This window comes from Luteibacter sp., from assembly GCF_036499525.1.
GTDB lineage: Bacteria > Pseudomonadota > Gammaproteobacteria > Xanthomonadales > Rhodanobacteraceae > Luteibacter.
Window position 1 is genome coordinate 1 of sequence record NZ_DASYDO010000017.1, and the last position, 26,573, is coordinate 26,573.

Sequence of the window (26,573 nt, forward strand, 5' to 3'; positions counted from 1 at the left end):
CTGTACTTCCGCACTCGCGAGGTCAGCACCTTCGGCAAGACCGACCTGCTGGCCGAGGAGCGCGAGGCACGCAAGCGCCTGTGGGCCGAACGGGATGCGAAGAAGGCGAGCCGTGGGGTCACGGAGTCGTGGGCGCCGGGCGTCAGCGGGTCCTGGTAGCCCTGCGGCTACCGGGGACGGCGACGCTCAGGCCACGAATTGCAGGCGTGCGAGTTCCGCGTACAGGCCGCCTTCGGCCAGCAGGCTGTCGTGCGTGCCCTGGGCCACGATGCGGCCGCCGTCCATCACGACGATGCGGTCGGCGCGTTGCACGGTGGCGAGGCGATGGGCGATGACGAGCGTGGTGCGGCCCTTCTCCAGGCGCTCCAGCGCGTGCTGGATCGCTGCCTCGGATTGCGCGTCCAGCGCCGAAGTGGCCTCGTCCAGCAGGAGCAGCGGCGCGTCGCGCAGGATGGCGCGTGCGATCGCCACGCGCTGCTTCTGTCCGCCCGAAAGGCGCACGCCGCGCTCGCCCAGCGCGGCCTCGTAGCCGTCCGGGAGCGCGGTGATGAAACCGTCGGCCTCGGCGAGGCGGGCGGCCTCGCGCACTTCCTCGTCGCTCGCGTCGGCGCGACCGAAGCGGATGTTGTCCGCCGCGGTGCCACCGAAGATCACGGTTTCCTGCGGCACCAGGGCGATGGCTCCGCGCAACTCCGGGAGAGCGAGGGCGCGCAGGTCCACGCCGTCGAAACGGATGGCGCCCGAACGCGGATCGTGGAAGCGCAGCAAGAGGCTGAACACCGTGCTCTTGCCCGCACCCGAAGGGCCGACGAGCGCGACCGTCTCACCGGGCGAGATCTCAAGATCGAAGTCGGACAGCGCTGCCACGTCGGGGCGCGAGGGATAGCGGAATTCCACGTGGTCGAAACGCAGCGCACCGGCGACCGGTCGCGGCAGCGGTTCCGGCGCATCCGGCGTGCGGATGCTGGCCTGTTCGGCGAACAGTTCGCCGATGCGCTCCATGGCGCCCGCGGCGCGCAGGACGTCGCCCCATACCTCGGAGAGGCCGGCCACGGAACCTGCGGCGAAGATCGCATAGAGAACGAACTGACTGAGCACGCCGGGGGCGAGATCGCCCGTGATGACGTCGCGCGCACCGGCCCACAGCACGAGCGTGATCGCGCCGAAGATCAACACGATCACGGCGGCGGTCAGCAGGGAGCGCATGCCGATGCGGCGGCGTGCCGTGGCCAGGGCGAGCGCGATGGCGTTGGCGTAGCGACGGCTCTCGATCGGCTCGCGCGCATAGGCCTTCACGGCCTGGGCGGCGTTGAGCGTCTCGTTCGCGACGGCGGCGGCATCGGCAATCCGGTCCTGGCTGTTGCGCGACAGCTTCTGCACGCGGCGGCCGAAGATGAGGATCGGCAGCATGACGGCCGGGATCACCAGCGCGGTAAGACCGGCGAGACGGGGACTGGTCCACGCCATGGCGGCAGCCGCGCCGATGAGCATCACCGCGCTGCGCAGTGCCACCGAGATGCCCGAGCCGATGAGGGTCTGAACCACTTCGGTGTCGGTGCCCAGGCGCGAGGTGAGTTCGCCGACGCGGGTGCCTTCGTAGAAGCCGACATCGAGCTGGATCACGTGTTCGTAGAGCGTTCTGCGAAGCGAAGCAAGCGAACGCTCGCCGAGCAGGGCAATGCAGTAATAGCGGGCGGCCGTGGCGATGGCGAGCACCAGGGCCACGCCGAACAGGGCGAGGAAGGTGCCGTTGATCGTGGCGAGGCTTGAGGCGAGGAAGCCGTGGTCGATGATGTGGCGCACGGCCACGGGCAGGACCAGCGAGGCGCTGGACGAGATGCCCAGGAACACCAGCCAGCCGATGGCGAGGCCCTTGTGCGGTTTCAGGAATGGCCAGAGGTTGCGCAGCGCGCCGATCTTGCGTGACTTCTCCCTGCGTTCGTCGCTCATGCTCACTTCGGTTCTTTCCAGGCGATTCGCCAACGGATGGGGCCGGCCGGTACGGTATTCAACGACCCCGGGTCAGTCCAGGCGGCGGGGACGTGTCTTTCCCCGGGTGAGGTCGACGAGCCGTGCGGCAATGGCATCGAGCCTGTCCAGCGGCGCGGACACCACCAGCTCCGCCCCATCGGCCGTGAACTCCTCCCGTTCCACCACCGCCTGCATCTCGTGCAGCCGCGCGATCAGGAGGGCCAGCTCGCCGAACTCGCAGCGCAGGACCAGTCGCCCGGTGGCGACGATCGGCGTCCTCGGGGCAAGGCGCAGGCACTCGGCGGCGCTGCCGCCATAGGCGCGCGCGAGGCCGCCCGCGCCAAGCTTGATCCCGCCGTACCAGCGCGTCACCAGCACCGCGACGCGATCGCAGCCCTGGCCGTCGATCGCGGCGAGAATAGGGCGTCCTGCCGTGCCACCGGGTTCGCCGTCGTCGTTGAAGCGGTAGGCGTCGCCGATGCGGTAGGCCCAGCAGTTATGCGTCGCCGCCGGGTCGCCGGCCGTTTCCAGCCATGCCAGGGCGGTGGCCGGCGACTCGACGGGGATGGCCTGGGCGAGGAACCGGCTTTTTTTGATGTCGTCCTCGCGCCGCCAGGGCGCGGCGAGCGTTTCCAGCGGCGTGGGACAGAAGAGTGAAACGGGGTTAACCAAGGTATCGCGATCCGTCGATGCGCACGGCGTTCATGCGGGCATCGTCCTGGCTGCCCACGCGGTTGCGGCCCGACTGCTTGGCCCGATACAGCGCGCGGTCCGCTGCATTTAGCAGGTCGAGCGGGCCGCTTTCCGTCGTGGGATGCGCCGCGGCGACGCCGATGCTGATGGTAACGACGCCGAATGAACTCAACGGATGGCGGATGGACAGCGCTTCCACCTGCGTTCTCAATTCGTCCGCGAGCGCGAGGGCCGCAGGCAGGCGCGTGCCGGGTGCCACCACGGCGAACTCCTCGCCGCCGAAGCGGGCGATGAAGTCGCCGGCACGAAGGCCGCGCCCGACCAGTGCCGCGGCGAGAGAGCGAAGGCAGTCGTCGCCGGCCAGGTGGCCGTAGCGGTCGTTGAATTCCTTGAAATGATCCACGTCGATCATCAGCAGGGCGATGGGCTCCTCCTGGCCGGGCCGATGCCACTCGCGCAGCAGGCGTTCGTCCAGCGCCCGGCGATTGGCCAGCCCGGTGAGGCTGTCGACGAAAACCAGGCCCTGGAGTTCGTCCCGGCTGCGCATCAGCCTGAATTCCTCTTCCACGAGGTCCACCTGGGCAAGCGTGCCGCGCAGGCCGATGCCGATGACGGCCGCGATGGCGCCCCCGATGCCCAGGATCGGATAGCCGGGAATCACCATCAGCCCGAACCCCAGCACGCTCATCGCGAGAAAGGTGGGGCTCGCGCTCTGCACGAAGCGCACGAGGTATACCGGGGGATGCCAGTGCCGTTGCGGCATCCGCGTCACCGCGGCGACGAACAACGCCAGGAAGGGCAGGTCGAGCAGCGTGTCCCACGGCGAGGTGCCGAATTCAGGGTGGCCGCCGAGCGCCACGAAGTGGTTGTAGAAGAAGCCGCAGAGCGCATAGGTGACGAAGAACGCCGTCACGCCGCGGAAGAAGAAGTGATCGTCGGGGTGGTCCGTCGCGATATGGCGCAACAGGGCGGCCACGGCGAGGCAGCCGTTTTCGAAGTCCAGCATGTAGGCCACGTCCACCGCCGCCTGCGTGCCAATGGCGCCCTCGATCGAGACGATCGAGAAGGTGCGCATGTAGAAAAGCACGCCCAACAGGGTCGCCAGCACCAGGTCGATGCCCATCGCCCACTTCTTTCGTGCCGCCACCGGTGCGGACGAGACGGCCACCAGCACCGGCAGCACGTACAGGATGTAGAAGAACATGCTGTCGCCGGGCGCGGGATTCGAGTTCTCCAGCACGTAGTTCTGCCGGGCGGAAAGCGACATGCCCACGGTCCAGAGGGCGAGGCTGGCCAGGAGCAGCCACCACCGCCGGTCCCCCGGCATGCCCGACCGGTGCCGCGCAACCACGACGCCGGCCATGGCGAGAACTGCCACGGAAAAGAAGAACGTATACGATATGGTCATGCCGACATCGGGCAGGACCAGCAACCCGACCGCATGGGCGGCGACGATGGCCGCCGCGACGATAAGCGCTCTCATGGCGAGCCTCCCGCCACCTGCAACACAATAGACATATCGGCCGGGTGGAGCGGATGTTTAGCGCCCATGGGAGGATGTTGGAACGGATGGTGCGCCCTGTCAAAAGTGATTGTGGGGTCCAAGAACCGATCTTTGCGGATCGGTAATGTTACCTATTCCCGTTTGTCAGCTTGGTTTCGCCGCCCGCGTGTCCCAGGATGTCAGACTTAGCCGTCATGAAGGAGCTCGCCATGCCCTCAAATCCCGTCAGGATTCCCGGCCCCGATCACCCGATCACGGTAAAGGCCTCCGGGGGAAGGGTGGTCGTCCGCTTCGGCGACCAGGTCATCGCCGACACCCGCAACGCGCTTATCTTGCGCGAAGCCAGCTATCCACCGGTGCTCTACATCCCCCGCGAGGACGCCGACATGGCGGCCTTGCAGCGGACCGAACACCACACCTATTGCCCGTACAAGGGCGAGGCCTCGTACTTCAGCCTGCCCGGCGACGAGGAAGGGTCGATCAACGCCATCTGGTCTTATGAGGCTCCCCACGACCCGGTCGCACCGATCCGCGACCACCTCGCTTACTATCCGGACCGCGTGCAGATGGAGCACACGCCGGATTGACCCTTGCAGCCCAGGGAGTTCCCATGCAAGCCCTTATCGATACCTCCATGGCCCCCGGCGCCGCCGCGCGGGCCCATGAAGGCCTGCTTTCGCTCTCCGACCACTACGACGCCGTGCGGGCACGCACCGAAGCGCTGGTGGAAAACCTCGGCCCGGAAGACATGGTCGTCCAGTCCATGCCTGACGCCAGCCCGGCGAAGTGGCACCTGGCCCATACCACGTGGTTCTTCGAGACCTTCCTGCTGGGGCCGAACCTGCCTGGCTACCAGGTCTTCGACGCCGACTTCGGCTACCTGTTCAACTCTTACTACGAGGCCGTCGGACCGCGCCATCCGCGCCCCCTGCGCGGCTTGCTCACGAGGCCGGCGAGCCAGCGCGTGATGGCTTACCGGCATCATGTGGACCGGCATATGCGCGTGTTCCTGGCCGGTGAACTGTCCGCCGAGCTGGAGGCTCTGGTTCGTCTCGGCTTCGCGCACGAGGAGCAGCACCAGGAGCTGCTGGTGATGGACGTGCAGCACCTGTTCGCGCAGTCGCCGCTGAAGCCGTCCTTCGACCCGTCGTGGACCGCGCCGGCCGCCGGGCCGGTAGGGCGCTTCCGCTCCGTGGGCGGCGGCCCCGTGCGGGTCGGCGTCGCGAACGAGGCCTTCGCCTTCGACAACGAGGGGCCGGCGCACACGGTATGGCTCGAGCCGTTCGAAATCGCCGATCGCCTCGTCACCAATGGCCAGTGGCTGGCCTTCATGGCGCTCGGCGGCTACCGTCGCGCGGACCTGTGGCTTTCGGACGGTTGGGCGCAATGCCAGGCCGAGGGCTGGGATGCGCCGCTGTACTGGCAGCATGACGGCGAGGCCTGGTCGCACATGACGCCCGGCGGCTGGCGCCCGGTGGACCCCGACGCGCCGGTGACCCACGTCAGCTATTACGAGGCCGAAGCCTTCGCGCGCTGGGCGGGCGGGCGGCTGCCCAGCGAGGCCGAGTGGGAACATGCCATGCGCGCGCGCGACGATCTGGAGCAGGTGGACGACGTGGCCTGGCAGTGGACCTCCAGCGCGTATGCGCCGTATCCGGGCTTCCGTGCGGCGGACGACGCCGTGGGCGAATACAACGGCAAGTTCATGAGCGGCCAGATGGTGCTGCGCGGTGGCGCCAGCGTCACGCCGCCGGGACATTCGCGCGTTTCGTACCGCAACTTCTACCGGCATGGCCAGCGCTGGATGTTCAGCGGTGTCCGCCTCGCACGCGATCCGGGTTCGTCGCCCGATCGCGAGCGGCTGACCTTCCTCAGGGATACGCTCGCCGGGCTTTCCGGATCGCCCAAGGCGTTCTCGCCGAAGTACTTCTACGATGGCGCGGGCTCGGCGCTGTTCGAGGCCATCTGCGTCACCTCCGAGTACTATCCGACGCGAACGGAGACGGCCTTGCTTCGCGACATCGCGCCCGCGCTGGCGGAAGCCATTCCGCAGGGGGCGGTGCTGCTCGAGTTGGGTAGCGGTGCGAGCGACAAGACACGGATGCTGCTCGATGCCGCGCCCTGGATCTCGGCCTACGTTCCGGTCGACATCAGCGCCGATGCGCTGGACGGCGCGGTGGCGCGGCTTCGCGAAGCCTATCCCGCATTGGCCGTGCATCCGGTGGTGGGCGACTTCACCCATGCCATCGATGTGCCGAAGCCCCTGGCGGGCAGGCCCGTGGTGGCGTTCTTCCCCGGCTCCACGATCGGCAACTTCACACCGGACGACGCAGTCGCGTTACTGCGTTCGGTGCGCGAGCGGCTCGGCCCGGACGCGCGCTTCATCGTCGGCGCCGACCAGGTGAAGGACCTCGATGTGCTGCTGGCCGCCTACGACGACGCAGACGGCGTCACGGCGGCCTTCAATCGCAACGTGCTCGTCCGGATCAACCGCGAACTCGGAGGCGATTTCCTGCCCGATGCATTCGAGCACCGGGCCGTGTGGAATGCAGCCTTCGAGCGCATCGAAATGCACCTCGTAAGCCACGAGGCGCAACGCGTGACGGTGGCGGGGCAGACGTTCTCTTTCGCCGCCGGCGAGTCGATCCATACGGAAAACTCGCACAAGTTCACTCCAGCGTCGTTCGCCCGGCTGGCTGAGGCAGGCGGATGGCGGATCGAGAAAGAGTGGATTTCCGCCGATCCGGCGTTCGGGGTGTTCGTCCTGCGAGCCGTCTGACCAAAAAAAACCGTCGTCCCTGCGAAAGCAGGGGGCGACGGTTGTCGGGTCGGTTAGCTTGCCTCGTCCACCGTCATGAAGCCATCTTCGGCAACGCTGACCACGGTCCGGCGACTCCCTTGCATCTTCATCGCATCGCCGGTGGCCGCGCCGATGGCTGCTGCCGTTTCGGCCACGTCCACCGGCTTGTTGCCGCGACGCTTCTGCTTGCCGGCGAAGCGCGCGTGGTTGTAGCCGGACCAGCTGCTGAATACGACGGCACAAAGCACGGCGACGAGCAGGATGATGTTGATGTCGCCGCCATTGCCGATGGGATTGAGCACGTGCAGTTGCAGCCACGCGTTGCGCAGGCCGAAGGCCCAGGCGCCGAGGGTCAGCAAGGGTAGCCACAGGAATGCCCAGAACAGCCAGGCGAACACCGTGATGGTGGCAAAGGCCGCCTTCTGCGCCGACGACTGGCGTTCCGGGCGCTGGATGATGATGGTTTCCGCTTTCATCGAAGTCCCCGGTCCGGGCTGACCCAGATGGCGCGCGTGCCCCGGCGTTTCAGGATAGCCTTGGGCAACGCGACCACGGAGGTCGCCGTGTTGAGAAGCCAGTACACCAGCGGGTACCAGATCATCCAGTAGTAATTGCGGCCGATGCGCGTCTCGTAGCGGCGGTCGACCAGCAGGCTGATGAGGAACTGCAGCAGGCAGATGGCGCCCAGGACCACGCCGTGCCATTGCGGCAGCAAGGTGTCGACGTACAGTGACGGCGGCAGCGGCATGAAGCAGCCCAGTGCCCACAGCACGATGATGACCGACATCGTGTATGACCAGAGCAGGCTCATCACGTACTCGAAGGCCACCGGCCACATGCGCCGCTGGCGCCACTTCAACAGTCGCGCGGTATAACGGAGCAATACCTCGGATCCGCCCTGGGCCCAGCGCAGGCGCTGCTTCCAAAGGCCGCGCACGGTTTCCGGCATGAGGATCCAGCACAGAGCGTTGGGTTCGTAACGGATTTCCCAGTGGCGCATCTGCAGCCGCCAGCTAACGTCGATGTCCTCGGTGACCATGTCGGTGTTCCAGTAACCGACGTCGTGCAGCGCGCTCTTGCGGAAGCAGGCGATGACGCCGGAGACCGTGAAGATGCGCCCGTATACGCGCTGCGCACGCTTGATCAGGCCGATGATCGAGGAGAACTCACCCACCTGGAGCTTGCCCAGCAGGGTCGAGCGGTTGCGGATGCGCGGATTGCCCGTGACCGCGGCGACGCGCGGGCTTTCGAGCATGTGCATCATCATCCAGTGCGTGGCGTAATCGTCGAGCAGGGCGTCGCCGTCCACGCAGACAAGGAAGTCGGAACGCGAGGCAAGCGCTGCGGCGCGCAGGCCCATGGCCTTGCCCTGGTTGCTCGACATGTGGATCACGCGGAGGGCAGGGTACTGCAGCATCAGCTGGTCGAGCTGCGCGCCGGTATCGTCCGTCGATCCGTCGTTGATCGCGATGATCTCGAAGTTCGGGTACTGCTGCGAGGCGAGGTGGGCGACCGTTTCGCGAACCTGTTCGCCTTCGTTGTGGCAGGGCACCACGAGGCTCACCATCGGATACTCGGGCAGCGGCCGGGGGCGCACACGCGAGGGCTCCCGGCGCTCCCAGCGCAGGAAGTAGATGACACCGCCGCTCATCCAGACGAGCGACATCACCAGCGGGTAATAGAAGGCGAACTCGAGCAGGGCGTGGAGGATGCCGCCGTTCATCGCGCAGGCTCCGGGTAGGGATAGTCGGACGCCGAGACGGCTGGGCGTATGGCCTCCAGGGAGGGCTGGTCGTTGCCGAAGTCGTCCGGGTAGTAACCGATGTGGCGCGCGCCCAGGGCCTGCACGGCGAGCATGCGCTCAGCCATGTCGCTGGCGGGAATCGGCTTGTGCGTGCGCCAGTCCTGTGCGGCGAACTCGAACATCGTGCGCTCCATGGCGCCAGGCGTAGCCTTCACGGCGGTGACCAGCTTGCGATACCAGCCAAGGCGGTCCGGTTCCTGGTCGAGCTGCGGCATCGCCATCACCGCAGTCAGGCCATAGGCGCGGTTGAACGCCGGCAGGCTCTGCGCAAACCAGGCCTCCGCACCCGGCTCCAGGATCGGGCGGGCGTAGATGTTGCGCGCGGTGAGCAACTGCGGGCGCCATGGCCGCATGCGCGTTACCAGTTCCTGGGTGAAGTCGATCAGCGCCTGCGTGTTTTGCGCCGGCGTGTTCTTCGCCCACGGGCCGAGGTTGTCGGTGTCGCGCAGGTAGGCATCGTCGGAGAACAGGACGCCCGCCGTGTCGGTGTACATGGCGAGGTCTTCGTAGACGTCGCCGATCATCGAGCGCACTTTCGGGTCGTACGGCGCCAGGCGGTAATGATCGCCGCCCGGCTTCGGTTCGCCGGCAAGCGTCGGCAGCGTTTCACCGCCGGGGAAGCGGAATGCCAGCACGGGCATCCAGGCATACACGCGCACGCCCGCGCGGGTACGCAACTGCCACGACACGCGGGAGAAGAGATCGGCGCGAACCGGCAGGTGGCGGTTGGGGAAGTACACCGCGTCCGCGACACCGTCGCCATCGGGATCGGCATAGGCCTGGAGCCAGACATCGGTCAGGTGCATGCGCTTGATCCGGTCCAGCAGCTTCGACAGGTTGCGATCCTGTTGCGCGGGATCCGGGTCGTAGACGTAGTCCAGATCGATCTGCACGGTGCGCGTAGGGTCTACCTGCAGCTGGTGTCGCATCAGCCAGCCGAGCCGGTTGGCGGTGATGTTGTCGCTCACCAGCAGGCGCGGCACGGTACGACCGGGTACAAGGCTCGGCGCGTCGTCGCTGAGGCTGAAGGTGACCGTCATGCCCACCTCGGTGGCCACGTCGCGGCCGACGCGGGTGTATTCGCCATACGGCCATGCAAGCGCGCGCGGCCGCTTACCGATGTGGCGGGCGATCTGGCTGGCGCTCTGCTCGAGGTCGGCGCGGAGGCGGGCGCGATACTCGTCGGCGGTTTCGTAGCGGTGCTTGTCGTCGTCGTAGCTCAGCGACGCTGCCGTCGGCAGGAGGTTGCCCTGCGGATTGGCATCATGACCCTGGTGCATGCCCCATGTATGGGATGCGATCTCCACCAGCCCGGACTCGTGCATCTCCACCACCTGATCCCAGGTGAGGAAACACGAGCGATCGCAATCGCTGCCGTTGTACGCCATGCGCTTGCCGTCGGGCATGTCGATCCACGAACCCACAAGCGCCTGCACGGCGGGATAGCCGTAAGCGCGCAGCAGGGGATACACGCGGGTGTAGAAGCTTTCCAGGCCGTCGTCGAAGGTGAGCAGCACGGCGTCCTTCGGCAGCGGTTGGCCGCCATGGCTCGCCTGCACGACCTGCTCGAGGCTGACGACGTGGTAGCTGTTCGCCTTGAGCCACTCGAACTGGGACACGAGATGATCGGTGCTGAGGGCGTCGGGATCGCGGTCGCCGCTGAGGCGAACGTCGTCGCGAACGTCATGGTAAGCGAGCACGGTCAGGGCGGGCCGCGCGGGGGCGGCCTGCTGCGCGAACGCGGGAAGCGCGAGCCCCAGGAGGGCAAGCAGGATCAACAGCGGGCGCATGATCTCATTCTCCCCAGTGCAGGGTCAGGTCGAGGACGACGCGATGTTCGCGTCGCCCGTCGTAGGGTTGGTTGTGCCAGCCGATGCCCCAGCCCACGTGGAAACCCGGGCCGGTCTGGATGATCTGGCCGTAGCGGACGCTGGCCATCCAGCCGGTGGCGAAGCCACGTTCGGCGTACTGGCCCGCGGCCACGTCGATTCGTTGCGTCACGCTGCGCTCGTAGAACTGGCCGAGCAGGTTTTCCAGCCGGCCGGTGAGCGCGTAGCTGCGATCGCGGCGAGGGTTGAAGTACGGCCGGTCGTCGAGTGTGTTCGTCGAGCCGCCGATTTCGATGCCGCCGTCGAGGGCGAGGTTGGGTGCGGTGTGCAGGCGCTGGACAAGCGACGCCAGCCAGCCGTTGCGCCGGTTGCCGTCGCTGAAACGATCCTGCGAAAGACCGATGCGGGCCTGGGTCAGTTCGCTCGCGCGCCAGGTGACCGTCGTGTCGAGCGTTTTCGCCGAGATGCCATAGAACTGGGCACGCAGCGGCGTGTCGTCGCCCGCCGTGCTGTAGTCGGCGGCCCAGGCCCAACGGTCCGTCAGCGACCAGTTGAAGCCGGCTTCGATTGCCGTCTTGCCGACATAGCGATCCGTGGAGGGCAGCGCCTGCACATAGGCCTCGAGTCCAAGGGCGTAGCCGCGGATGCCGATGCCCGCGCGACTGCGCCGCACGTCGCCTTCGGGCAGGTCGGCGGTTGAATAACGGCCGAGTGCGAGGACGCGCCAGTGGTCGTCGATCAGCGGGCTGGCGATCGTGGCCTGGGTCGTGCCGTCGCGATCGCCGAAGTCGGGGCTGGAACCCTTGCCGCGTTCGGTCTCGATGTCGAACTGCCATCCACGTTCGCGATCCCACGACTCCTGCGCGCGATCGACGCGCGTATTGCGCGCGGCCAGCGATCGCGCAACGGCCAGGTCCTCGTCCACCGTGGCGTAGTCGTTCAGGACGCGGCTTGCATTGGCCTTGCCGATATAGGCGCCTGCCTCGCGCGGGTCGAGCGTGAGGGCGATGGCGACATCCTGCAGGGCGCGACGAGGCCAGCCTCGCGCCAGTTCGGTCATGCCGAGCTCGCTGCGTAGCTGGGCGTTCGCGGGTGCTTCGCGGCCCAGCGCGTCCAGGCGTGCATACGCGTCGGCGTGCATGTCGACGTAATCGCGTACGGCGGCCGCGTTGAGGTCCGCGTCGAGCTTGCGTGGGTTTTCGATGGGCAAGGGCGCGCCGGGTACCCGGATCCAAGGCGTTTCCTTCGCGGAAAGCGCGTCGACGGTCTGGAAAGCCTTTCGCGTCCGACCCGATTCCAGGTACGCGTACATCAGGCCGATGCGCGGCTCGCCCTCGTTGGCGTCGTAGGGGCCCGGGTCTTGGGCGATGCTGTCCTCGTAGAGCTTTGCCGCTTCGGCGGGACGGCGCTTCGCCAGCAGGGCATCCGCCGCGGCGCGCTCCACATAGGCCGGCAACGCCACGCCTTGCGTGTGCAGTGCGTCGTAGCGGGCGGTGGCTTCGTCGGCACGGCCCGCCCGAGAGAGGGCGACGAGAAGATCGAAGCCGGCGCGCTGGCGGAGGTCGGCGGGAAGCAACGGATCGTCGGCGATATGGCGCGCATCGTCCACGGCCTGGTCCGCTTCCACGTAGGGATGGAACGGGTCCGCCGGCTCGCCGTCGGCCCAGCGGATCTCCTGGGCGACATGGTCCGCGCCCAAGCGGTGTTTTTCCGCGACCGTCGGACCGGGCTGGAGCGTCGCCGCCAGTTCCCCGGCGCGCGTGCTGGCGCCCAGTTCCGTCAATAAAGTGACGTTCAGCGCCTGTGCCTCGCGATCGCCCGGCCAGCGCTCGAGCACGGCCTGGCAGTGCGCGAGGGCATCGACGCGGTGACCCGCATCATGTTCATGGCGAGCCCTGGCCATCAATGCATCGCGTTCCACGGCGTTATCTGCCGCCAACGCGAGTGGCCCCTGGATCGCCAGCACTAAAGCCAGGCACAGCCGTGCCCGTGACACCCGCGCGTCGCGCGGGTGTGTTGTCGAATTCAGTCTCATCCTGCCAATAGCTTCCTTTCGGCCCCCGTGAACGTACGTTCCGGTGGCGGCGGTGAAGAAAAGGTGTCGCGACATCCCTACGTCGGCGACCCAGCCCGGTATTGTCGTCGCAAACACCGTGCCAGCGACACCCGAACCGGTCGGAGGTTTACACAGCCATGGGCCATAGGCTGAAAGGTATAGACCTCTGTCGGCGTCAGGAAATGCTCAGTGACCGACAGACGCCTGTAACGCGGCGGCGAGTCCGGCGTCTCCGCTGAGCACGTCTTTCCAGGCGAGCGAAACGCCGTTGCGCTTTCCCTTGGCAACGAGCTTCAGGCCATCGGGATCGATCGTGAGCGTATAGGCCTGGCCGTCGACGTCGATTTCGCGCTTGAGCGGTTTGTCGAGGGGAGTCATGGAGACGGGTTCCGGGCGGAGGTGGGGTCAGAGTGCCGGGAAGGGTGTGGTGGCGGGGTATACCGGGATGGCCCAAAAAAGGGAATTTAGGGTATATTGGCCATAGCGCCCTCCACAGGATCGCCCATGGCCCTGACCCTCAAGCTCGACGCCCTCGAAAACCTCCCGCAGACGCCCGCCTCCGACGTGAAGAAGCTCGGCTGGCGCGGCGTGATGCGTGCCGTCGGCCGCAAGGGCAAGGTGGTGGTGACCAACCATAGCGAGCCCGAGGCGGTGATCCTTTCCGCAGAGGAATACGGACTCATCCTGCGCGCCCTGAACGACGCCGGCGCGCATCAGGAATCCGCCCTCGACGTCCTCCGCCGCCGCTTCGACGAACGCCTCGCCTCATTGCAGGCCGAGGATGCCAGTGACCGCCTGCGCGCCCTGATGCAGGGTCCGACCACGCTCGGCGGCAAGGTCAAGGCCGGGGAGACGCATTGAAGGGACGGCCTGTCCTCTACGTCCTGGCGGGCGTCAACGGTGCGGGCAAGAGTTCCATCGGCGGTTATCGCCTTCGGCAGGCGGGCATGGACTGGTTCAATCCCGATACCTTCGCGCATGAACTCATGGTCGATACGGGCTGCGCGCAAACCGATGCCAATGCCGCGGCATGGCAGGAAGGCATGCGGCGTCTTGACGTGGCCGTCGCACATCGCATTGCCTATGCGTTCGAAACCACGCTGGGCGGTCACACCGTCCCTTTGAAGATTGCCGAAGCATCACTCACGCACGACGTACTGATGTGGTTCTGCGGCTTGTCGTCACCGGAGCAGCATATCGCCCGCGTAAAGGCCCGTGTCTCCGCGGGCGGCCATGACATACCCGAAGCGAAGATTCGTGAGCGCTACAGTTCCGCACGCGAAAATCTGGTGGCGCTGATGCCGTCGATTTCCCTGTTGCACCTGTACGACAACAGCATCGATGTCGCCCACGGAGGAGCGATTCCCGATCCGCGTCTGGTCGCGGAGATAGCCAACGGCAAATTAGTGCGGCCGGCAGGCATCGCCGGTTTGCGAGATACGCCGGAATGGGCGAAGCCTCTGTTGGCTGCGGCCATGCCGAGGGCTCGCATCCTCGATTGGCACTGAGTCAGATCAACTTGCGATACACGACGAAGCCGGAGTTCTCGGCCACCTTGTCGTAAAGCTGCATGGCAACCTTGTTCGTTTCATGGGTCTGCCAATAGACGCGCCCGGCACCCGCCTTGCCTGCTTCCGCATACACCCTCTCGATCAACGCGCGACCCACGCCTTTGCCACGTGATGCCTCTGTGGTGAACAGGTCCTGCATGTAGCAGTTGTTCCCGATGTTCGTGGTGGTGCGATGGAACAGGAAATGCGCGAGGCCCAGCATCTCCCCCGAACGCTCCGCGACCAGCGCGTGTACCGGATCCGCGGGATCGAGAAATCGCGACCATGTGGTGCGCGTGATCTCTTCGGGCAGGGCAGTGTCGCCGGCGCGGCCATAGAACGCGTTATAGCCGTCCCATAGGGGCTTCCAGGCATCGAAGTCCTGGTCCGTGACGAATCGGATGACGATCGAAGATTCCACGCAAAGCCTCCTGCAATGGTCAACTTTCGATGCAAAGAAAAAGGCCTAGCCACCGGCTAAGCCCTTTTCGAATCATGGTGGAGCGGAGGAGGATCGAACTCCCGACCTTCGCATTGCGAACGCGACGCTCTCCCAGCTGAGCTACCGCCCCACTAAGCGATAACTATATCAGCCGGAATCGAAGCTGCCAACGGGGTCGAGGGGGCGGGCGCCTTCCTTCGCCAGAGGGAGGTGGGCCACCGCGCTTCACCCTGGCAATAAGGCCGACAACCGTTCGAAGAGCACGCCGCGACGCCAGCCTTCCAGCGCCTCGGGCCACGTGCCACTCATCACGTACTCTTCCATCGAACGGCGCGCACAGAGCAGGCCGGGAGGCACGTCCAACTGGGAGGCAAGCGTGTCCACCGCGCTGCGCATCTCGTTGATGGCGCGTTTCGCATCGCCCGCGGGATGGCCGATGATCGGTGCCGTGCTGTCGACCTCCGCGGCTTCGAGCGGACGATGGAACAGCTCGAACAGTTCCTGGCGCTGCGGCGAGCGCAGCGCGCGCGTGCCGCGGGTACGTTCGTCCAGTTTCGCCGGCGCGTCGGGGATATGGCCGGTGAGGTCGGTCGCCTGCATGTCCTCGAGGAGCCAGGAGCGCGGCTTGTCCAGCTCGCGCGCGGTGGCTTCGCGCCAGCGCAGGACGCGGCGGAGGAGGGCCTGCTTCTCCGGCGGCCATTCGCTGGCCGCCTTGAAGCCGCGCTGCGGCTGCGGATCGCCCTCGCGATGGCTGGCGCGGCGTTTCATGCGGGCACAATCCTCCGCATGCCATGCGGCGCGACCACGTTCGGCCAGCCGCTCCGCCAGGATGGCGTGCACCGGATGCAAGTGAACCACGTCCAGCGTGGCGTAGAGCTTCTGCGAGTCGGTCAGTGGACGCTGCAGCCAGTCGCTGCGTGTCTCGCCCTTGTCGAGTTCGGCGCCCACCAGTTCCGCGACGAGCGCGCGATAGCTGATGCCCAGGCCCATGCCGACGAAAGCCGCCGCGATCTGCGTGTCGAACAGGGTGTGCGGACCATCGGGGAGGTAAGGGGCCAGAGCCTCCAGGTCCTCGCCTGCGCTATGCATTACGGTGACGACGGGGTGCGCCGCGAAAACCGGTTCCAGCGCTTCGCGGAGCGGCACGGCGAGCGGATCGATGAGCGCGTAGCGCTTGTCGTGGGCAAGCTGGAGGAGGGCGAGTTGAGGATAGAACGTGTTCCGCCGCATGAATTCCGTGTCGAGGCCGACGACGGCCTGCGGCCCGATCGGGGCCAGCCATGCGTCCAGCGCCTCTCGGCGTTCGATCCAGGGGGCGTCGGGAGCGATGTCGCTCGATGTCATGCGGGATCCTTGTGGTACCGGGGCCGCGTCGACCTTTCGTGTTGCCCTGCCGCGCGCGATTCCCTAAGGTGGCAGCGCACGATAGCAGGCCCGCGCGGAACCGCCCACCATGCCGAACACCGAAACCGTCCACCGACAGCGCGCCATAGGCGGCGCGCTCGGTGTCGCCGTGCTCGCCTTCGCGCTGTTCTACCACTTCTTCCCGCAGGTCCTGCACGTCCGGCCCACGCAGAACACGCCGCGTTCACCGCTGCGCGGCCAGCCGGCAGTGATTGGCTTCGACCAGCGTCCCCAGGCCGCGCCGCAGGCGGTGGTATCGGAAATCGATTCCGGTCCGCCGATCATGCTGGCGCCGGCCGCCGTCATCGCCGCGCGACACCGCGAGAAGAGTACGGAGATCCAGATCCCGGCTCAGAAAACGCCCGATTCTCCCGAACTGGCCGCCTTGCTCGACCGTGGCGACAAGGCGCTTGCCGCCGATCACCTGGTCGGGGGCAAGGACAGCGCCGCCGCGCTGTTCTCAAGCGCGCTCAAGGAGAGCGCGGACAGCCGCAGGGCCCAGACCGGCATGGAGGAGGTGCGGGCCCGCCTGGCAGCCGGCATCGAGCAGGACATCGCCCTTGGCGACGCAGACGCCGCCAGCGAGTCGCTGGCGTCCCTGAAGACATTGCCATCGTCGGCTGCCGTGGTCGCGCCGCTACAGCAGAAGCTCGCCGTGCTGGATAAGGTGCGGCCATTGCTCGGCAAGGCCGCGGCCCAGTTGCAGGCGGGCAAGACCAGCCAGCCGAAGGGCGACAGCGCCCTGGACACTTACCGGTCCGTGCTCCAGCTGGATCCCGAAAACGCGGTGGCGGAGCAGGGCGTCACGACCGTGCAACGCGCCGTGCTGGACAAGGCGCTGGCCGCCGTGGCGCAGAACGACTTCACCGCGGCCGATGCGGCACTGGCCGAGGCTGCCACCATCGAGCCGGAATCGCAGGCGTTGCAGGATACCCGCGGTCGCATCGAGGGCATGCGGCGGCAGAACGCCACGACCATGCTTGTGCAGGCGCGAACCGCTCTCGACGCGGGCAATATCGACCTCGCCCAGCAGCTCGCCACGAAGGCGCAACAGATCAGCCCCGATCTTCCCGGCATCGACGACTTCAACGAACGGATGACCAACGCACGGTTGTACGCAAGCTACAAACCCGGGCAGGTGTTCGCGGATCGCTTCGTGGATTCCGCGGGACAGGCGCCGGCGATGGTCGTCGTGCCCACCGGCAAGTTCCTCATGGGCTCGCCGGAAGGCGAGACCGGTCACGACGCCAACGAGGCGCCGACGCATGAGGTACAGGTGGCGAAGGGCTTCGCGATGGCGCGCAGTTCCGTCACCACCGGGCAGTTCCGCGATTTCGTGCGAGCGTCCGGCTATGTGCCGCAGTCGCAGTCGCTGGGAGGTGGCAGCGTCTACGACGAGCAGAGCGGTGGCCTGCGCGACGAACCGTCCGCGACCTGGCAGGACGATTACGCGGGCAAGCCGGGACAGGAGCGCCTGCCCGTTATCAATGTTTCCTGGAACGATGCCAAGGCGTACGCAGACTGGCTCTCCCAGCGCAGCGGCAAGACGTATCGCCTGCCCAGCGAAGCCGAGTTCGAATACGCGCTGCGTGCGGGAAGCACGACGCGTTACTGGTGGGGCGACGGCAACCCGCCCTCGCGTGTCGAGAACCTCACCGGTGGCAACGATCGCTCCGGCTCGGGTCGACGCTGGAGTAATGCCTTCACCGGTTACAGGGACGGTTACTGGGGCCCCGCACCGGTGATGAGCTTCACCCCGAACCCGTTCGGCCTCTACGACATGGGGGGCAACGTGTCGGAGTGGGTCGCCGACTGCTGGCACGACAATTACGTGCGCGCGCCGCGCACCGCAGAAGCCTGGGTGAATCCTGGTTGCGCCCGCCGGGTGATCCGCGGCGGTTCGTGGGGCAGCGCGCCGAACATGGTGCGCTCGGCTTATCGCCAAGGGGCATCCGCTGACCTGCGCAATGCACGCGTGGGATTCCGGGTCGTGCGGGAACTCTAGGGCGGCGCCGCAGCCATCATGTGAGGTCCCCGGCGCCCTGCTGGTCGCGGTAGTCGCCGTCGTGGACGATCCGTTTCGCAAGTTATTGCCGATGTTCCAAATTACCCCTGACATCTATTGACTTGTCATCACACCGACGCATAGTCTTGCCCCCGACCCGTAAAAGATTTGGACATCCAAATCGTTTGCTCGGTTAGCCGATACCTCCGTCCGATGCGATACGACGCGTTCTTGCTTGGGGAAGCAGCATCGTTTTATTGCCGGTATCGCCTGGGATGGAAATGCAGGTGTAAGACCGACTTTTTTCATTTCGAACAATTTTCCTTTGGGGGAGACCATGGAATTCTTGAGAAACGAGCGGCGCACGTTTGTGCGGCCGTCGGTGCTGGCTGTCGCGCTGGCACTAGGCATGGGTGCTACCTGCACCGTCTTCGCGCAGGCGACCAGTGGTTCCATCTTCGGCCAGGTGCCGGCTGCGGCGAACGAATCCATCACCGTGACGAGCGATAGCGGTTTCACGCGCGATGTGCCGGTCGATGCCGACGGCCGTTACCGTGTCGGTAACCTGCCGCTGGGTAATTACACCGTAAGCCTGAAGCGCGACGGTGCCGTCGTCGACTCGCGCAAGAACATCCAGATCAAGGTGGGTGGTAGTACGGATGTCTCGTTTGCGAGCCCCGCGACCGCGGCGAACGCGCAGTCGCTGGAGTCCGTCACCGTTTCCGCCAACTCGTTGCCTCCCATCGATACCTCGACGGTCGACTCGCGCACCGTCGTGACTGCCCAGACCCTGGCTCGTTTGCCGTTGGGTCGTAACGCGGAAGCCATCGCGCTGCTGGCCCCGGGCGCCGTCCCCGGCCAGAGCACGCTCGGCAACGGCCGTTTCCGCACGGTCTCGTTCGGCGGTTCCGGTGCCTCGGAAAACGCGTACTACGTCAACGGCTACAACACCACCGACCCTTATAAGGCTCTCGGCGGGGTCGGCCTGCCGTATGGCGCGATCGACCAGCAGGAAGTCTATACGGGTGGTTATTCCGCCAAATACGGCCGTTCCGACGGTGGCGTGATTTCGCAGGTCGGCAAGCGCGGTACCAACGAGTGGCATTTTGGAGCCCAGATTCTCTGGGAGCCGAAGTTCGCTGCTTCCAATCCGGGCAGCGTCTACTACGGCAGTCGCCCGCTGCCGGCCGGCTACGGCTATCAGGACACCAGCAAGGTGGGCGCCATCTACCGCAACGGTGACGACAACACCAAGTGGACGCAGACCTATAGCGCCTACGTCGGCGGGCCGCTCATCAAGGACAAGCTGTTCTTCTTCCTCGCCGCCGAGGCCGAGAAATCGGAAGGCACCAGCACCTCGAATGCCGAGTCCAACCCGGTCGCGAACAACCACTACACGTACAACCTTCCGAAGATCTACGCCAAGATCGACTGGAACATCAACGACAGCAATATCCTGGAGTTGACTGGCATCCATTCGACCGACGAGCAGCGCGGCTATTACACCGGCTACGACTACGACACGCGTACCAACACGGGCCGTACCGGCGCGGATGCGGACACGTCGAAGATCACGTCGAAGTACGCGATCGCCAAGTACACGTCCTACATCACCGACGACATCACGCTTTCGGCGACCTATGCCAAGGGATGGACGGACGATTACCTGCACAACCCGACGCCGAACATCGACCAGCAGCCCTACATCTTCAGCCCGGCGCTGCAGGATCCCGCGCTCAACGGTGGCAACCCCATCACGAACCTCAACTCCTCGCAGACCAGCCAGGACCCGAGCGCGGGCAGCCGTACCCACGGTCTCCGCCTCGACCTCGAATGGCAGCTGGGCGATCACCACCTTGCCGGTGGTATCGACAACATGCATTACAAGGGCATCGACGAGGGCACCTCGACGAGCGGCCCGGGCTACTACTGGCGTTACTTCCACTCCGCCAATCCGGGCGTTCCCATCAGCCCGGGGCAGGGTATCGGTGCGCCGGGCGGCGACGGCTACTACGTGCGTCGCGTCATCTTCTCGAGCGTGACGAACATGTCGCTCGACCAGCGCGCGCAGTACCTCGAGGATCGCTGGCAGGTCAACGACAAGCTGCTGTTGAGCATCGGCTTGCGTAACGACGGCTTCAAGAACTTCAATGACAAGAACAAGCCGTACGTGAACAACCAGGCGCAGTGGGCCCCGCGCCTCGGTGCGTCGTGGGACGTGTTCGGCGACTCGTCGCTGAAAATCTACGGCAACCTCGGCCGCTACTACCTCGCGCTGCCGAATAACGTCGCGGTACGTGGCGCTTCGTCGTCGACTTATACGTACGAGTACTTCAACTACACCGGTATCGACCCGAATGGCCGACCGACCGGTCTCACCCAGTTGGGCGGCCTCGTGTCGCCGGATGGCGAGTTCGGCCAACCGGTCGACGCGCAGTCGGTCGCGGCGCGCGACCTGAAGTCGCAGTACCAGGATGAAGCCATCCTGGGCTTCGACAAGACACTGGGTCCCGACTGGGTCACTGGTGCGAAGGTCACGGTGCGCAAGCTGCGCACGGCGATCGACGACGTGTGCGATACGGGCAAGATCGCCGACAAGATGACCAGCCAAGGTCTCGACCCGGATTCCGTGATCGTCCCGGGATGCATCATCTTCAACCCAGGCGATACCAATACGTTCAGCCTGGCCAACACCGACGGCTCCGGCCGTACCGAAGTCAAGATGAACCAGGAAGACTGGGGCTTCTCGCAGAAGGCCAAGCGCTCTTACTACGCGCTGGACTTCTACCTGGAGCATCCGTTCGACGGCAAGTGGCAGGGTCGCCTGGATTACACGTTCTCGCGTTCCTACGGCAACACGGAAGGGCAGACGAAGTCCGACATCGGCCAGACGGACATTTCGAAGACGCAGGACTGGGATTCCGGCGAACTGATGCGTTACGCCAACGGCCTCCTGGCCAACGATCGTACGCACCAGATCAAGGCTTACGGTGCCTACCAGCTCACGGACGAATGGCTGGTCTCGGGTAACCTGCGCCTTGCCTCCGGTGCGCCGAAGTCGTGCCTGGGCTTCGAGAACGGCGAGGCGGATCCGGATCCGATCGGTTACGGCTCGTCGTACCACAACTGCAACGGCCAGCCGTCGCACCCGGGCGACAAGCGCAATCCCTGGTACCGTCAGCTCGACCTCGCGGTGACCTACCGTCCGTCGTACTTCGAAGGCAAGCTCGCTTTCGGCCTGTCGGTCTTCAACGTCACCAACGAGCGTCAGCCGCTCAACAGCTACGCTACGTATGAAGCGGTGTCGCAGACCGTGCTCAACAACTACGGCCTCGGTCAGTACTTCCAGAACCCGCGCTACGCCCGCTTGACGGCCACGTACGACTTCTAAGCGACGCTTCGCCTATAACTAGAAATGTCCCGTAAGGGCCATCGCGTGTTTCCCCAGTGCCGCCTGCTTGCGCAGGCGGCCTTTTTCTTGGGTCACTTCGTGAAAAAAAAACCTCCGCGAAATCGCGGAGGTTTTCAGATTGGTGCCGAAAGTGGGACTCGAACCCACACTGTATTTCTACAAACAGATTTTGAGTCTGCCGCGTCTACCGGTTCCGCCATTTCGGCATGGGGGCTGCGATTATGCGGGATTCAGTGCACGCGGTCGAGGCCCAGCTGGCGCTCCGTGCGCTGGTACCAGTCGTCGCCCTCGGGGTTGAACACCGCGCACTGGGTCATGCGGCCCGAGTAGATGTGCAGGCTGACCGCCACGGCGTCGTCGCTGGGGTTGCGGATGGTGTGGTACTCGTGGGGCGGGATCAGGCTGCCCGCGGAGCCGGGGCCGGCCTGGATCGAGCCCACGGGGCGGAAGTGGTAGCGCTCGGCCTCGTGGTCGAGCAGTTCGTACTGGACGATCTCCAGGGCGCCGTTCCAGACGCCCTCGACGCACCACATGCCGCAATGGTCGTGGATCAGGGTGCCCTGGCCCGGGCCCCAGGTCATGGCGACCACGCTGTAGCCGTGCTCCTCGCTGCGGTAGAGCTCGCGGCGGGCGTAATGATCGCCTGCGATCTCGAACACGCACCCCGGCAGTTCCACTTCCTCCGATCGGATCAGCCGGCACAGCGCGTTGCGCAGATTGTCGGTGATGGCCGGGGTGCTCGGCTGGGTAACGGAGGCATCGATGGCCTCGATGAGCTTGCGGCTGCCCGGAAAATCGACCGTGATCATGGGTGGAACCTCTGCAATACGTGGCGTGGGGGACGCCGGTCGCCCCCGATGATAGCAAACCGTCAGTCCCCTCCCTGGTACAAAACGCGCGTTTAGGCGCGGCGCCTCCTCAGGCGCGGACCCACGCGGTCCCCGAGGGAATCGTTGAATGGCCCGAACGACGCGATGTAAGCGGTCTTGTCGTTCCGGTGCGCCTCGGCCAGCCGCCGGTAGTCGGCCAGGACGTTATCCATTCGCTCGATGGCGGCTTCCGCCACGGAGGCCGCGGCGGCATCCCGGAGGGACGACGCCATCCGCTGCAAGACGCAACCGAACAGGCGCAGGGCCACGGCTTCGAGGTAGAGGGCATCCGACGCGGTGCGGGCCTTGCGATAGGCATGCGCCGCCTTTCGGTCCGCTGGTGGGCTGCCATTACAGTGCAGGATGTTCAGGATGTCCTGTGCCGAGTCCTGTTCGGTATTGGCGGCCACCGCCAGGGCGGGCTCGACCCAAAGGCCCAGGCCCACGGCTTGTGCGCGGGCGGAGACGGTCTGCCATCCCGGGGCGAGCGCATACCAGGTCGACAGGCGACAACCGTCAATGAGGGATTCCAGGTCCCGGCCCAGCTGCTCGTTCCCCGGCTCCGCCGCTTGCCACGCCGTGAAGCGCTTGCGTTGTGCGTAGAGGTGCGAGTGCAGTGCGGACATCACGCCGTCATCTTTCGGTTCATCCAACACGTAGGCGGCGTTCACGGCCATGACGATGGCATCCCGCGCCAGCGTCCTGGCGCTGACCTCGTGACCTTGCTCCAGTGCAAGCATGGTCGTCGCGTGCATGTCGCCCAAGGCGTCGAGTGCGCACGATCCATAGACGCGGGCGACGTTGCCCGCAGTGACCTGAAGTTTGTCCACGCCCTGAGCGAGTTCTTCCCGGGTGGACTCCATGTCGGGGAGGTGGCGGCGCAAGGCGCGAAGTTGCACCGCCCACACGTCGTGTGCCTTTCCTTCTGCATGATTCATCGAACATACCTTTCTGCTTGACCTGTGCGTACTGCACGCAGGCATGCTCGGAAAAGTAGTTGGCGATGGCAATATGTTGTTGCCGGGATCGCTTCAGGCCGCGCTATGCCGTGGTGTCGCGGGCTCGCCGACACGCATGCGGCTCGTCCATGTTTAAGACAATTCTGAAATGGTGTTCGAATTGAAAGGGAGACGACGAACTCAGGCATCGCGGGTGCTGCGCCAGAGCATATGCGTGATGCCATCTGAACCGAGCTGGTTATGGAAACGAAGCTCACGCCTGCCGCGCAGCTGGCAGACGAGGCCGTAGGCTGCGACGAAACCGGGTGAAGTAGTCGGGAGTGGCTCTACCTCGATCGCGGTCACCCTCGGCTCATACGTGCGAATGACATGATCGATCTCATTGCGCAGAAGGTGAGTGGATTGCGGCATGCCGCGATAGATTGCCCCGAGTTCGGGCAAGCCGTAGTCGGGAATGTGCTTGATGGAGCCAGCGCGCGCGTTCAGTACGCGCGTTATGTTTTCCATGATGCTTATAACCGTTCTCTCGTCTTCGCCGTAGTCGGTTATGGGCCGGTTAGCGACGATGCCAAGAAGCTTGTCGAAGAGCGAGGTCGCATCGCTCACGTCAACGGAGATTCGGTGAATTCCATGACCATGGCACCATCTTCTGCCAGCAGCAGGTCGACGGCTTCGGGTAGAGGGCCCGTCGCCATGCGCAGCAACATGTGTTCCGACAGCGGCGCGAGCAGACTGCGATCGATGAGGCTTTCCACCTCCCGCGCCCCCGCATCGGACGAGAGACAGGCGTTAGCCAGCCGCAGCGGAAGCGCGCCGTCGTAGCGCAGGGAGACGCGATGGCGTTCGTTCAGCCGTGCGGCTAGCGCGTCGATCTTCATGCGCGCCACCCTGGCGAGTGCCGCTGTATCAAGCGGGCGGAACACGATGGGTTGCAACCTGGCCAGTAGCGCGGGCTTGAAGTGGCGGACCAGCGAGGGACGGATCGACTGCAACAGTGTCTCGTACGAAACGTCTTCGCCAGCTTCGGCTCCTCGCAAAAGTTCCTCGCTGCCGAGATTGGACGTCATGAGAATGACGCAATGGCGAAAGTCCGCTTCACGTCCTTCGCCGTCGCGGAGCATGCCCCGGTCGAAGACCTGATAGAACATGTCGAGCACGTCCGGGTGTGCTTTTTCGATCTCGTCCAGCAACAGAACACCATAGGGACGCTTGCGTACGGCCTCGGTGAGTATGCCACCTTGCCCAAAGCCGACGTAGCCGGGTGGCGCGCCCTTGAGTTGCGAAACCGTATGGCTTTCCTGGTATTCCGACATGTTGATCGTCGTCAGAGCTTGTTCGCCGCCGAAGAGCAGGTCGGCAAGTGCCAGGGCCGTGCCGGTTTTTCCGACGCCCGAAGGGCCTGCGAGAAGATACACGCCTAATGGTCCCTGGCCGGAGCGCAGGCCTGCCCTGGCCATGCGTAGCCCATGTGCCAAGGCAGACAGGCCCTCGTCCTGTGCCACGATACGTTCGCGCAGCCGATCCTCGAGGGAGAGGAGGCCGTGGATCTCGTCCTGCATCAGGTCGCCGGCCGGGACGCCGGTCCAATCCGCGACGATGGTGGCAATCATCTTCGCATCCACCTCGGCGGCGACCAGCGGCAGCTCGCCCTGGGCCATGGCGAGTGTCGCGGCGGTATCGCGGACGGCGTGGGCGGTTGCAGGGCCGGGGTCGGCAGCCCATGCCGCGCGAGCGCTGCGATAGGCATCGACAAGCTCACGTTGCTCGCGTGCGCGAACTTCCAGTGCCTTCACCTGGCCTCGCAGGGCCTCCAACTCTGGATCCCGGATGTCATCGATTTCGGGGGCGCATGCATCTCGGGCCGCAGCTTTGTGTGCAAGGAGGTACGCCCCGATCCGGGCTTCAGCCCGGCGCAGTTCCGCGGGCGGCGCTTCAAGTCCCTGCCGTACGCGAGCAGCGGCAGTGTCGATGAGGTCGACGGCCTTGTCAGGTAGTTGCCGGGCCGGAATGTAGCGGCGGGAAAGCCTGACCGCAGCAGTGATTGCTTCGTCGCGAATGTCGACCTCATGGTGCGCAGCGTATCGTGGCACCACGCCACGCAGCATGAGACATGCCGTCGCATCGTCGGGTTCATCCACGACGATGCGCTGGAATCGGCGTTCGAGGGCGGCGTCCCGTTCGAAGTATTGCTTGTACTCCGACCAGGTGGTGGCCGCGATGGTGCGCAAGCTGCCGCGTGCCAGCGCCGGCTTCAGCAGGTTCGCCGCGTCCGATCCACCCGCGGTGTTGCCAGCTCCAATCAACGTGTGCGCCTCGTCTACGAAAAGCAGGATGGGTGCCGCCGATCGTTGCACTTCTTCGATAACGTCGCGCAGCCGCTGCTCGAACTCGCCTTTGATGCCCGCACCGGCCTGTAGCAGGCCGAGATCCAGGCACAGCACGCGCACATTGCGCAGTGGCTGCGGCACGGCACCTTCGACAATGCGAAGCGCCAGTCCCTCGACGATGGCGGTCTTGCCGACACCGGGATCGCCGACCAGGATCGGATTGTTCTTCCTCCGTCTACCGAGCACGTCGATCATGCGTTCGATCTCGTCGTCGCGGCCGAGCACTGTGTCGATATCGCCACGTTCCGCCTTGGCGGTGAGGTCGAGCGTGAAGCGGTCAAGCGCTCTACCAGTCCGGGGCGTGACGCCGGCGGACGTTCCTGCGGGATGTTCTTCCTGCATGGCCACGTGGGGGGGCGCGGCGAACTCGCCATCGTTGGTGGCGAGCGACGCGGCGGCGTCCAGGCTGGCGCCAAGCGCTCTCTGAGCTTCGGGGCATGCCAGACGCGACGGCGTAGCCGACAGCGCCTGCCAGACATCCAGGGATCCTATGGACGTGGCATCGGCGCCCGTGGCCAACAGCCAGGCGTCCAGGAGCGCATCAGCCAGGTGACGCGACAGGCGCGGCGCGCCGCGGCCATGGCGCGGCAGAGTATCGAGGTGTCGATCCAGCGATTGCCAGAGCGCGTCGACATCGACACCGCCCTGATGCAGCAGCCTCCATAGGTCGCTCGTGGGCGCATCCAGCATCTTGAGCAGCCAGTGTTCGGGCGTAATCTCTTGGTGCATGCGCGCGTGGCAGAAGCTCGCGGCGGACTCGAGGGTGACGGCACAATGCTTGTTTAGGCGGCGCAGCAGGTGGGTGGGGTCGCGGGGCGTCATTATCCTGGACACTGGTTTGGCGGCGTGGCCGCGTCGTTCATGGGAAAGGTGCCGCCGGTATGGCGG

Annotated in this window: 20 protein-coding genes and 2 tRNA genes; 6 read left to right on the plus strand and 16 right to left on the minus strand. The window is 65.7% G+C overall.

Going from position 1 to position 26,573, the window contains the following annotated elements; genetic code table 11:
• Positions 1 to 186 precede the first annotated feature (186 nt).
• The 3 genes from VGM71_RS02775 to VGM71_RS02785 form a co-directional block, all read right to left on the minus strand.
• Positions 187 to 1,950: an ABC transporter transmembrane domain-containing protein gene (locus tag VGM71_RS02775; protein ID WP_331542273.1), complete on the minus strand. Its 1,764-nt coding sequence runs from the start codon at positions 1,948 to 1,950 to the stop codon at positions 187 to 189.
• A gap of 72 nt (positions 1,951 to 2,022) precedes the next feature.
• The gene (locus tag VGM71_RS02780; protein ID WP_414675078.1) at positions 2,023 to 2,643 is read right to left on the minus strand and encodes an IMPACT family protein; all 621 of its coding nucleotides are present in this window, start codon (positions 2,641 to 2,643) and stop codon (positions 2,023 to 2,025) included.
• Positions 2,636 to 4,147: a GGDEF domain-containing protein gene (locus VGM71_RS02785; protein WP_331542274.1), complete on the minus strand. Its 1,512-nt coding sequence runs from the start codon at positions 4,145 to 4,147 to the stop codon at positions 2,636 to 2,638. The genes VGM71_RS02780 and VGM71_RS02785 overlap by 8 nt, the downstream gene beginning before the upstream one ends.
• A 230-nt stretch (positions 4,148 to 4,377) precedes the next feature.
• Here VGM71_RS02785 and VGM71_RS02790 point away from each other — a divergent pair, with 230 nt between their 5' ends.
• Positions 4,378 to 4,755, plus strand: coding sequence for a DUF427 domain-containing protein (locus VGM71_RS02790; RefSeq protein WP_331542275.1), 378 nt, complete (start codon positions 4,378 to 4,380; stop codon positions 4,753 to 4,755).
• 23 nt (positions 4,756 to 4,778) lie between these two features.
• Positions 4,779 to 6,947, plus strand: a complete 2,169-nt coding sequence (egtB, locus tag VGM71_RS02795; RefSeq protein ID WP_331542276.1) for an ergothioneine biosynthesis protein EgtB — start codon at positions 4,779 to 4,781, stop codon at positions 6,945 to 6,947.
• 53 nt (positions 6,948 to 7,000) lie between these two features.
• Here the strand turns inward: egtB and pgaD are convergent, their stop codons facing one another.
• From pgaD to VGM71_RS02820, 5 genes are all read right to left on the minus strand, one after another.
• Complete coding sequence (gene pgaD / locus VGM71_RS02800) at positions 7,001 to 7,444, minus strand: poly-beta-1,6-N-acetyl-D-glucosamine biosynthesis protein PgaD (protein ID WP_331542277.1); 444 nt, start codon at positions 7,442 to 7,444, stop codon at positions 7,001 to 7,003.
• A complete protein-coding gene (gene pgaC / locus VGM71_RS02805; RefSeq protein WP_331542278.1) occupies positions 7,441 to 8,691 on the minus strand; it encodes a poly-beta-1,6-N-acetyl-D-glucosamine synthase in 1,251 nt (416 codons plus the stop codon). The genes pgaD and pgaC overlap by 4 nt, the downstream gene beginning before the upstream one ends.
• A complete protein-coding gene (gene pgaB, locus VGM71_RS02810; RefSeq protein WP_331542279.1) occupies positions 8,688 to 10,562 on the minus strand; it encodes a poly-beta-1,6-N-acetyl-D-glucosamine N-deacetylase PgaB in 1,875 nt (624 codons plus the stop codon). Before pgaB ends, pgaC begins: the two co-directional genes overlap by 4 nt.
• Before the next feature lie 4 nt (positions 10,563 to 10,566).
• Positions 10,567 to 12,636, minus strand: a complete 2,070-nt coding sequence (gene pgaA, locus VGM71_RS02815) for a poly-beta-1,6 N-acetyl-D-glucosamine export porin PgaA (RefSeq protein ID WP_331542280.1) — start codon at positions 12,634 to 12,636, stop codon at positions 10,567 to 10,569.
• A gap of 207 nt (positions 12,637 to 12,843) precedes the next feature.
• Positions 12,844 to 13,035: a hypothetical protein gene (locus tag VGM71_RS02820; protein ID WP_331542282.1), complete on the minus strand. Its 192-nt coding sequence runs from the start codon at positions 13,033 to 13,035 to the stop codon at positions 12,844 to 12,846.
• Between the two features lie 126 nt (positions 13,036 to 13,161).
• Here VGM71_RS02820 and VGM71_RS02825 point away from each other — a divergent pair, with 126 nt between their 5' ends.
• Complete coding sequence (locus tag VGM71_RS02825; RefSeq protein WP_331542283.1) at positions 13,162 to 13,518, plus strand: type II toxin-antitoxin system prevent-host-death family antitoxin; 357 nt, start codon at positions 13,162 to 13,164, stop codon at positions 13,516 to 13,518.
• Positions 13,515 to 14,165, plus strand: a complete 651-nt coding sequence (locus VGM71_RS02830; RefSeq protein WP_331542284.1) for a hypothetical protein — start codon at positions 13,515 to 13,517, stop codon at positions 14,163 to 14,165. The genes VGM71_RS02825 and VGM71_RS02830 overlap by 4 nt, the downstream gene beginning before the upstream one ends.
• A 1-nt stretch (position 14,166) precedes the next feature.
• On the opposite strand, the gene VGM71_RS02835 is transcribed toward VGM71_RS02830, so the two are convergent.
• From VGM71_RS02835 to VGM71_RS02845, 3 genes are all read right to left on the minus strand, one after another.
• Entirely contained in the window at positions 14,167 to 14,628 is a 462-nt protein-coding gene (locus VGM71_RS02835) for a GNAT family N-acetyltransferase (RefSeq protein ID WP_331542285.1), read from the minus strand.
• Positions 14,629 to 14,703: 75 nt separating this feature from the next.
• Positions 14,704 to 14,779: transfer RNA gene (locus tag VGM71_RS02840), tRNA-Ala, on the minus strand.
• Positions 14,780 to 14,874: 95 nt separating this feature from the next.
• Complete coding sequence (locus tag VGM71_RS02845) at positions 14,875 to 15,993, minus strand: ribonuclease D (protein ID WP_331542286.1); 1,119 nt, start codon at positions 15,991 to 15,993, stop codon at positions 14,875 to 14,877.
• Positions 15,994 to 16,102: 109 nt separating this feature from the next.
• On the opposite strand from VGM71_RS02845, the gene VGM71_RS02850 reads away from it, so the two are divergent.
• A complete protein-coding gene (locus VGM71_RS02850; RefSeq protein WP_331542287.1) occupies positions 16,103 to 18,058 on the plus strand; it encodes a formylglycine-generating enzyme family protein in 1,956 nt (651 codons plus the stop codon).
• A gap of 337 nt (positions 18,059 to 18,395) precedes the next feature.
• Entirely contained in the window at positions 18,396 to 21,449 is a 3,054-nt protein-coding gene (locus VGM71_RS02855) for a TonB-dependent receptor (protein ID WP_331542288.1), read from the plus strand.
• A 140-nt stretch (positions 21,450 to 21,589) separates the two neighbouring features.
• Here VGM71_RS02855 and VGM71_RS02860 read toward each other — a convergent pair.
• The 5 genes from VGM71_RS02860 to tssH form a co-directional block, all read right to left on the minus strand.
• Positions 21,590 to 21,676: transfer RNA gene (locus VGM71_RS02860), tRNA-Leu, on the minus strand.
• A 24-nt stretch (positions 21,677 to 21,700) separates the two neighbouring features.
• Positions 21,701 to 22,279 carry a cysteine dioxygenase family protein gene (locus VGM71_RS02865; RefSeq protein WP_331542289.1) on the minus strand — a complete coding sequence of 193 codons (579 nt, stop codon included), beginning with the start codon at positions 22,277 to 22,279 and terminating at the stop codon, positions 21,701 to 21,703.
• Between the two features lie 92 nt (positions 22,280 to 22,371).
• Complete coding sequence (locus VGM71_RS02870; RefSeq protein WP_331542290.1) at positions 22,372 to 23,277, minus strand: hypothetical protein; 906 nt, start codon at positions 23,275 to 23,277, stop codon at positions 22,372 to 22,374.
• A 201-nt stretch (positions 23,278 to 23,478) separates the two neighbouring features.
• Positions 23,479 to 23,904 (minus strand): type VI secretion system baseplate subunit TssE, encoded by a 426-nt coding sequence (gene tssE, locus VGM71_RS02875; protein WP_331542291.1) that lies wholly within the window; start codon positions 23,902 to 23,904, stop codon positions 23,479 to 23,481.
• Positions 23,901 to 26,507 (minus strand): type VI secretion system ATPase TssH, encoded by a 2,607-nt coding sequence (tssH, locus tag VGM71_RS02880; protein WP_331542293.1) that lies wholly within the window; start codon positions 26,505 to 26,507, stop codon positions 23,901 to 23,903. Before tssH ends, tssE begins: the two co-directional genes overlap by 4 nt.
• Positions 26,508 to 26,573: the final 66 nt, after the last annotated feature.

Excerpts from the sequence above, each read along its gene's own strand:
- VGM71_RS02775 (WP_331542273.1), bottom strand. The coding sequence starts at position 1,950 with ATGAGCGACGAACGCAGGGAGAAGTCACGCAAGATCGGCGCGCTGCGC.
- VGM71_RS02785 (WP_331542274.1), bottom strand. The coding sequence starts at position 4,147 with ATGAGAGCGCTTATCGTCGCGGCGGCCATCGTCGCCGCCCATGCGGTC.
- VGM71_RS02790 (WP_331542275.1), top strand. The coding sequence starts at position 4,378 with ATGCCCTCAAATCCCGTCAGGATTCCCGGCCCCGATCACCCGATCACG.
- egtB (WP_331542276.1), top strand. The coding sequence starts at position 4,779 with ATGCAAGCCCTTATCGATACCTCCATGGCCCCCGGCGCCGCCGCGCGG.
- pgaD (WP_331542277.1), bottom strand. The coding sequence starts at position 7,444 with ATGAAAGCGGAAACCATCATCATCCAGCGCCCGGAACGCCAGTCGTCG.
- pgaC (WP_331542278.1), bottom strand. The coding sequence starts at position 8,691 with ATGAACGGCGGCATCCTCCACGCCCTGCTCGAGTTCGCCTTCTATTAC.
- pgaB (WP_331542279.1), bottom strand. The coding sequence starts at position 10,562 with ATGCGCCCGCTGTTGATCCTGCTTGCCCTCCTGGGGCTCGCGCTTCCC.
- pgaA (WP_331542280.1), bottom strand. The coding sequence starts at position 12,636 with ATGAGACTGAATTCGACAACACACCCGCGCGACGCGCGGGTGTCACGG.
- VGM71_RS02820 (WP_331542282.1), bottom strand. The coding sequence starts at position 13,035 with ATGACTCCCCTCGACAAACCGCTCAAGCGCGAAATCGACGTCGACGGC.
- VGM71_RS02825 (WP_331542283.1), top strand. The coding sequence starts at position 13,162 with ATGGCCCTGACCCTCAAGCTCGACGCCCTCGAAAACCTCCCGCAGACG.
- VGM71_RS02845 (WP_331542286.1), bottom strand. The coding sequence starts at position 15,993 with ATGACATCGAGCGACATCGCTCCCGACGCCCCCTGGATCGAACGCCGA.
- VGM71_RS02850 (WP_331542287.1), top strand. The coding sequence starts at position 16,103 with ATGCCGAACACCGAAACCGTCCACCGACAGCGCGCCATAGGCGGCGCG.
- VGM71_RS02855 (WP_331542288.1), top strand. The coding sequence starts at position 18,396 with ATGGAATTCTTGAGAAACGAGCGGCGCACGTTTGTGCGGCCGTCGGTG.
- VGM71_RS02865 (WP_331542289.1), bottom strand. The coding sequence starts at position 22,279 with ATGATCACGGTCGATTTTCCGGGCAGCCGCAAGCTCATCGAGGCCATC.
- VGM71_RS02870 (WP_331542290.1), bottom strand. The coding sequence starts at position 23,277 with ATGAATCATGCAGAAGGAAAGGCACACGACGTGTGGGCGGTGCAACTT.
- tssH (WP_331542293.1), bottom strand. The coding sequence starts at position 26,507 with ATGACGCCCCGCGACCCCACCCACCTGCTGCGCCGCCTAAACAAGCAT.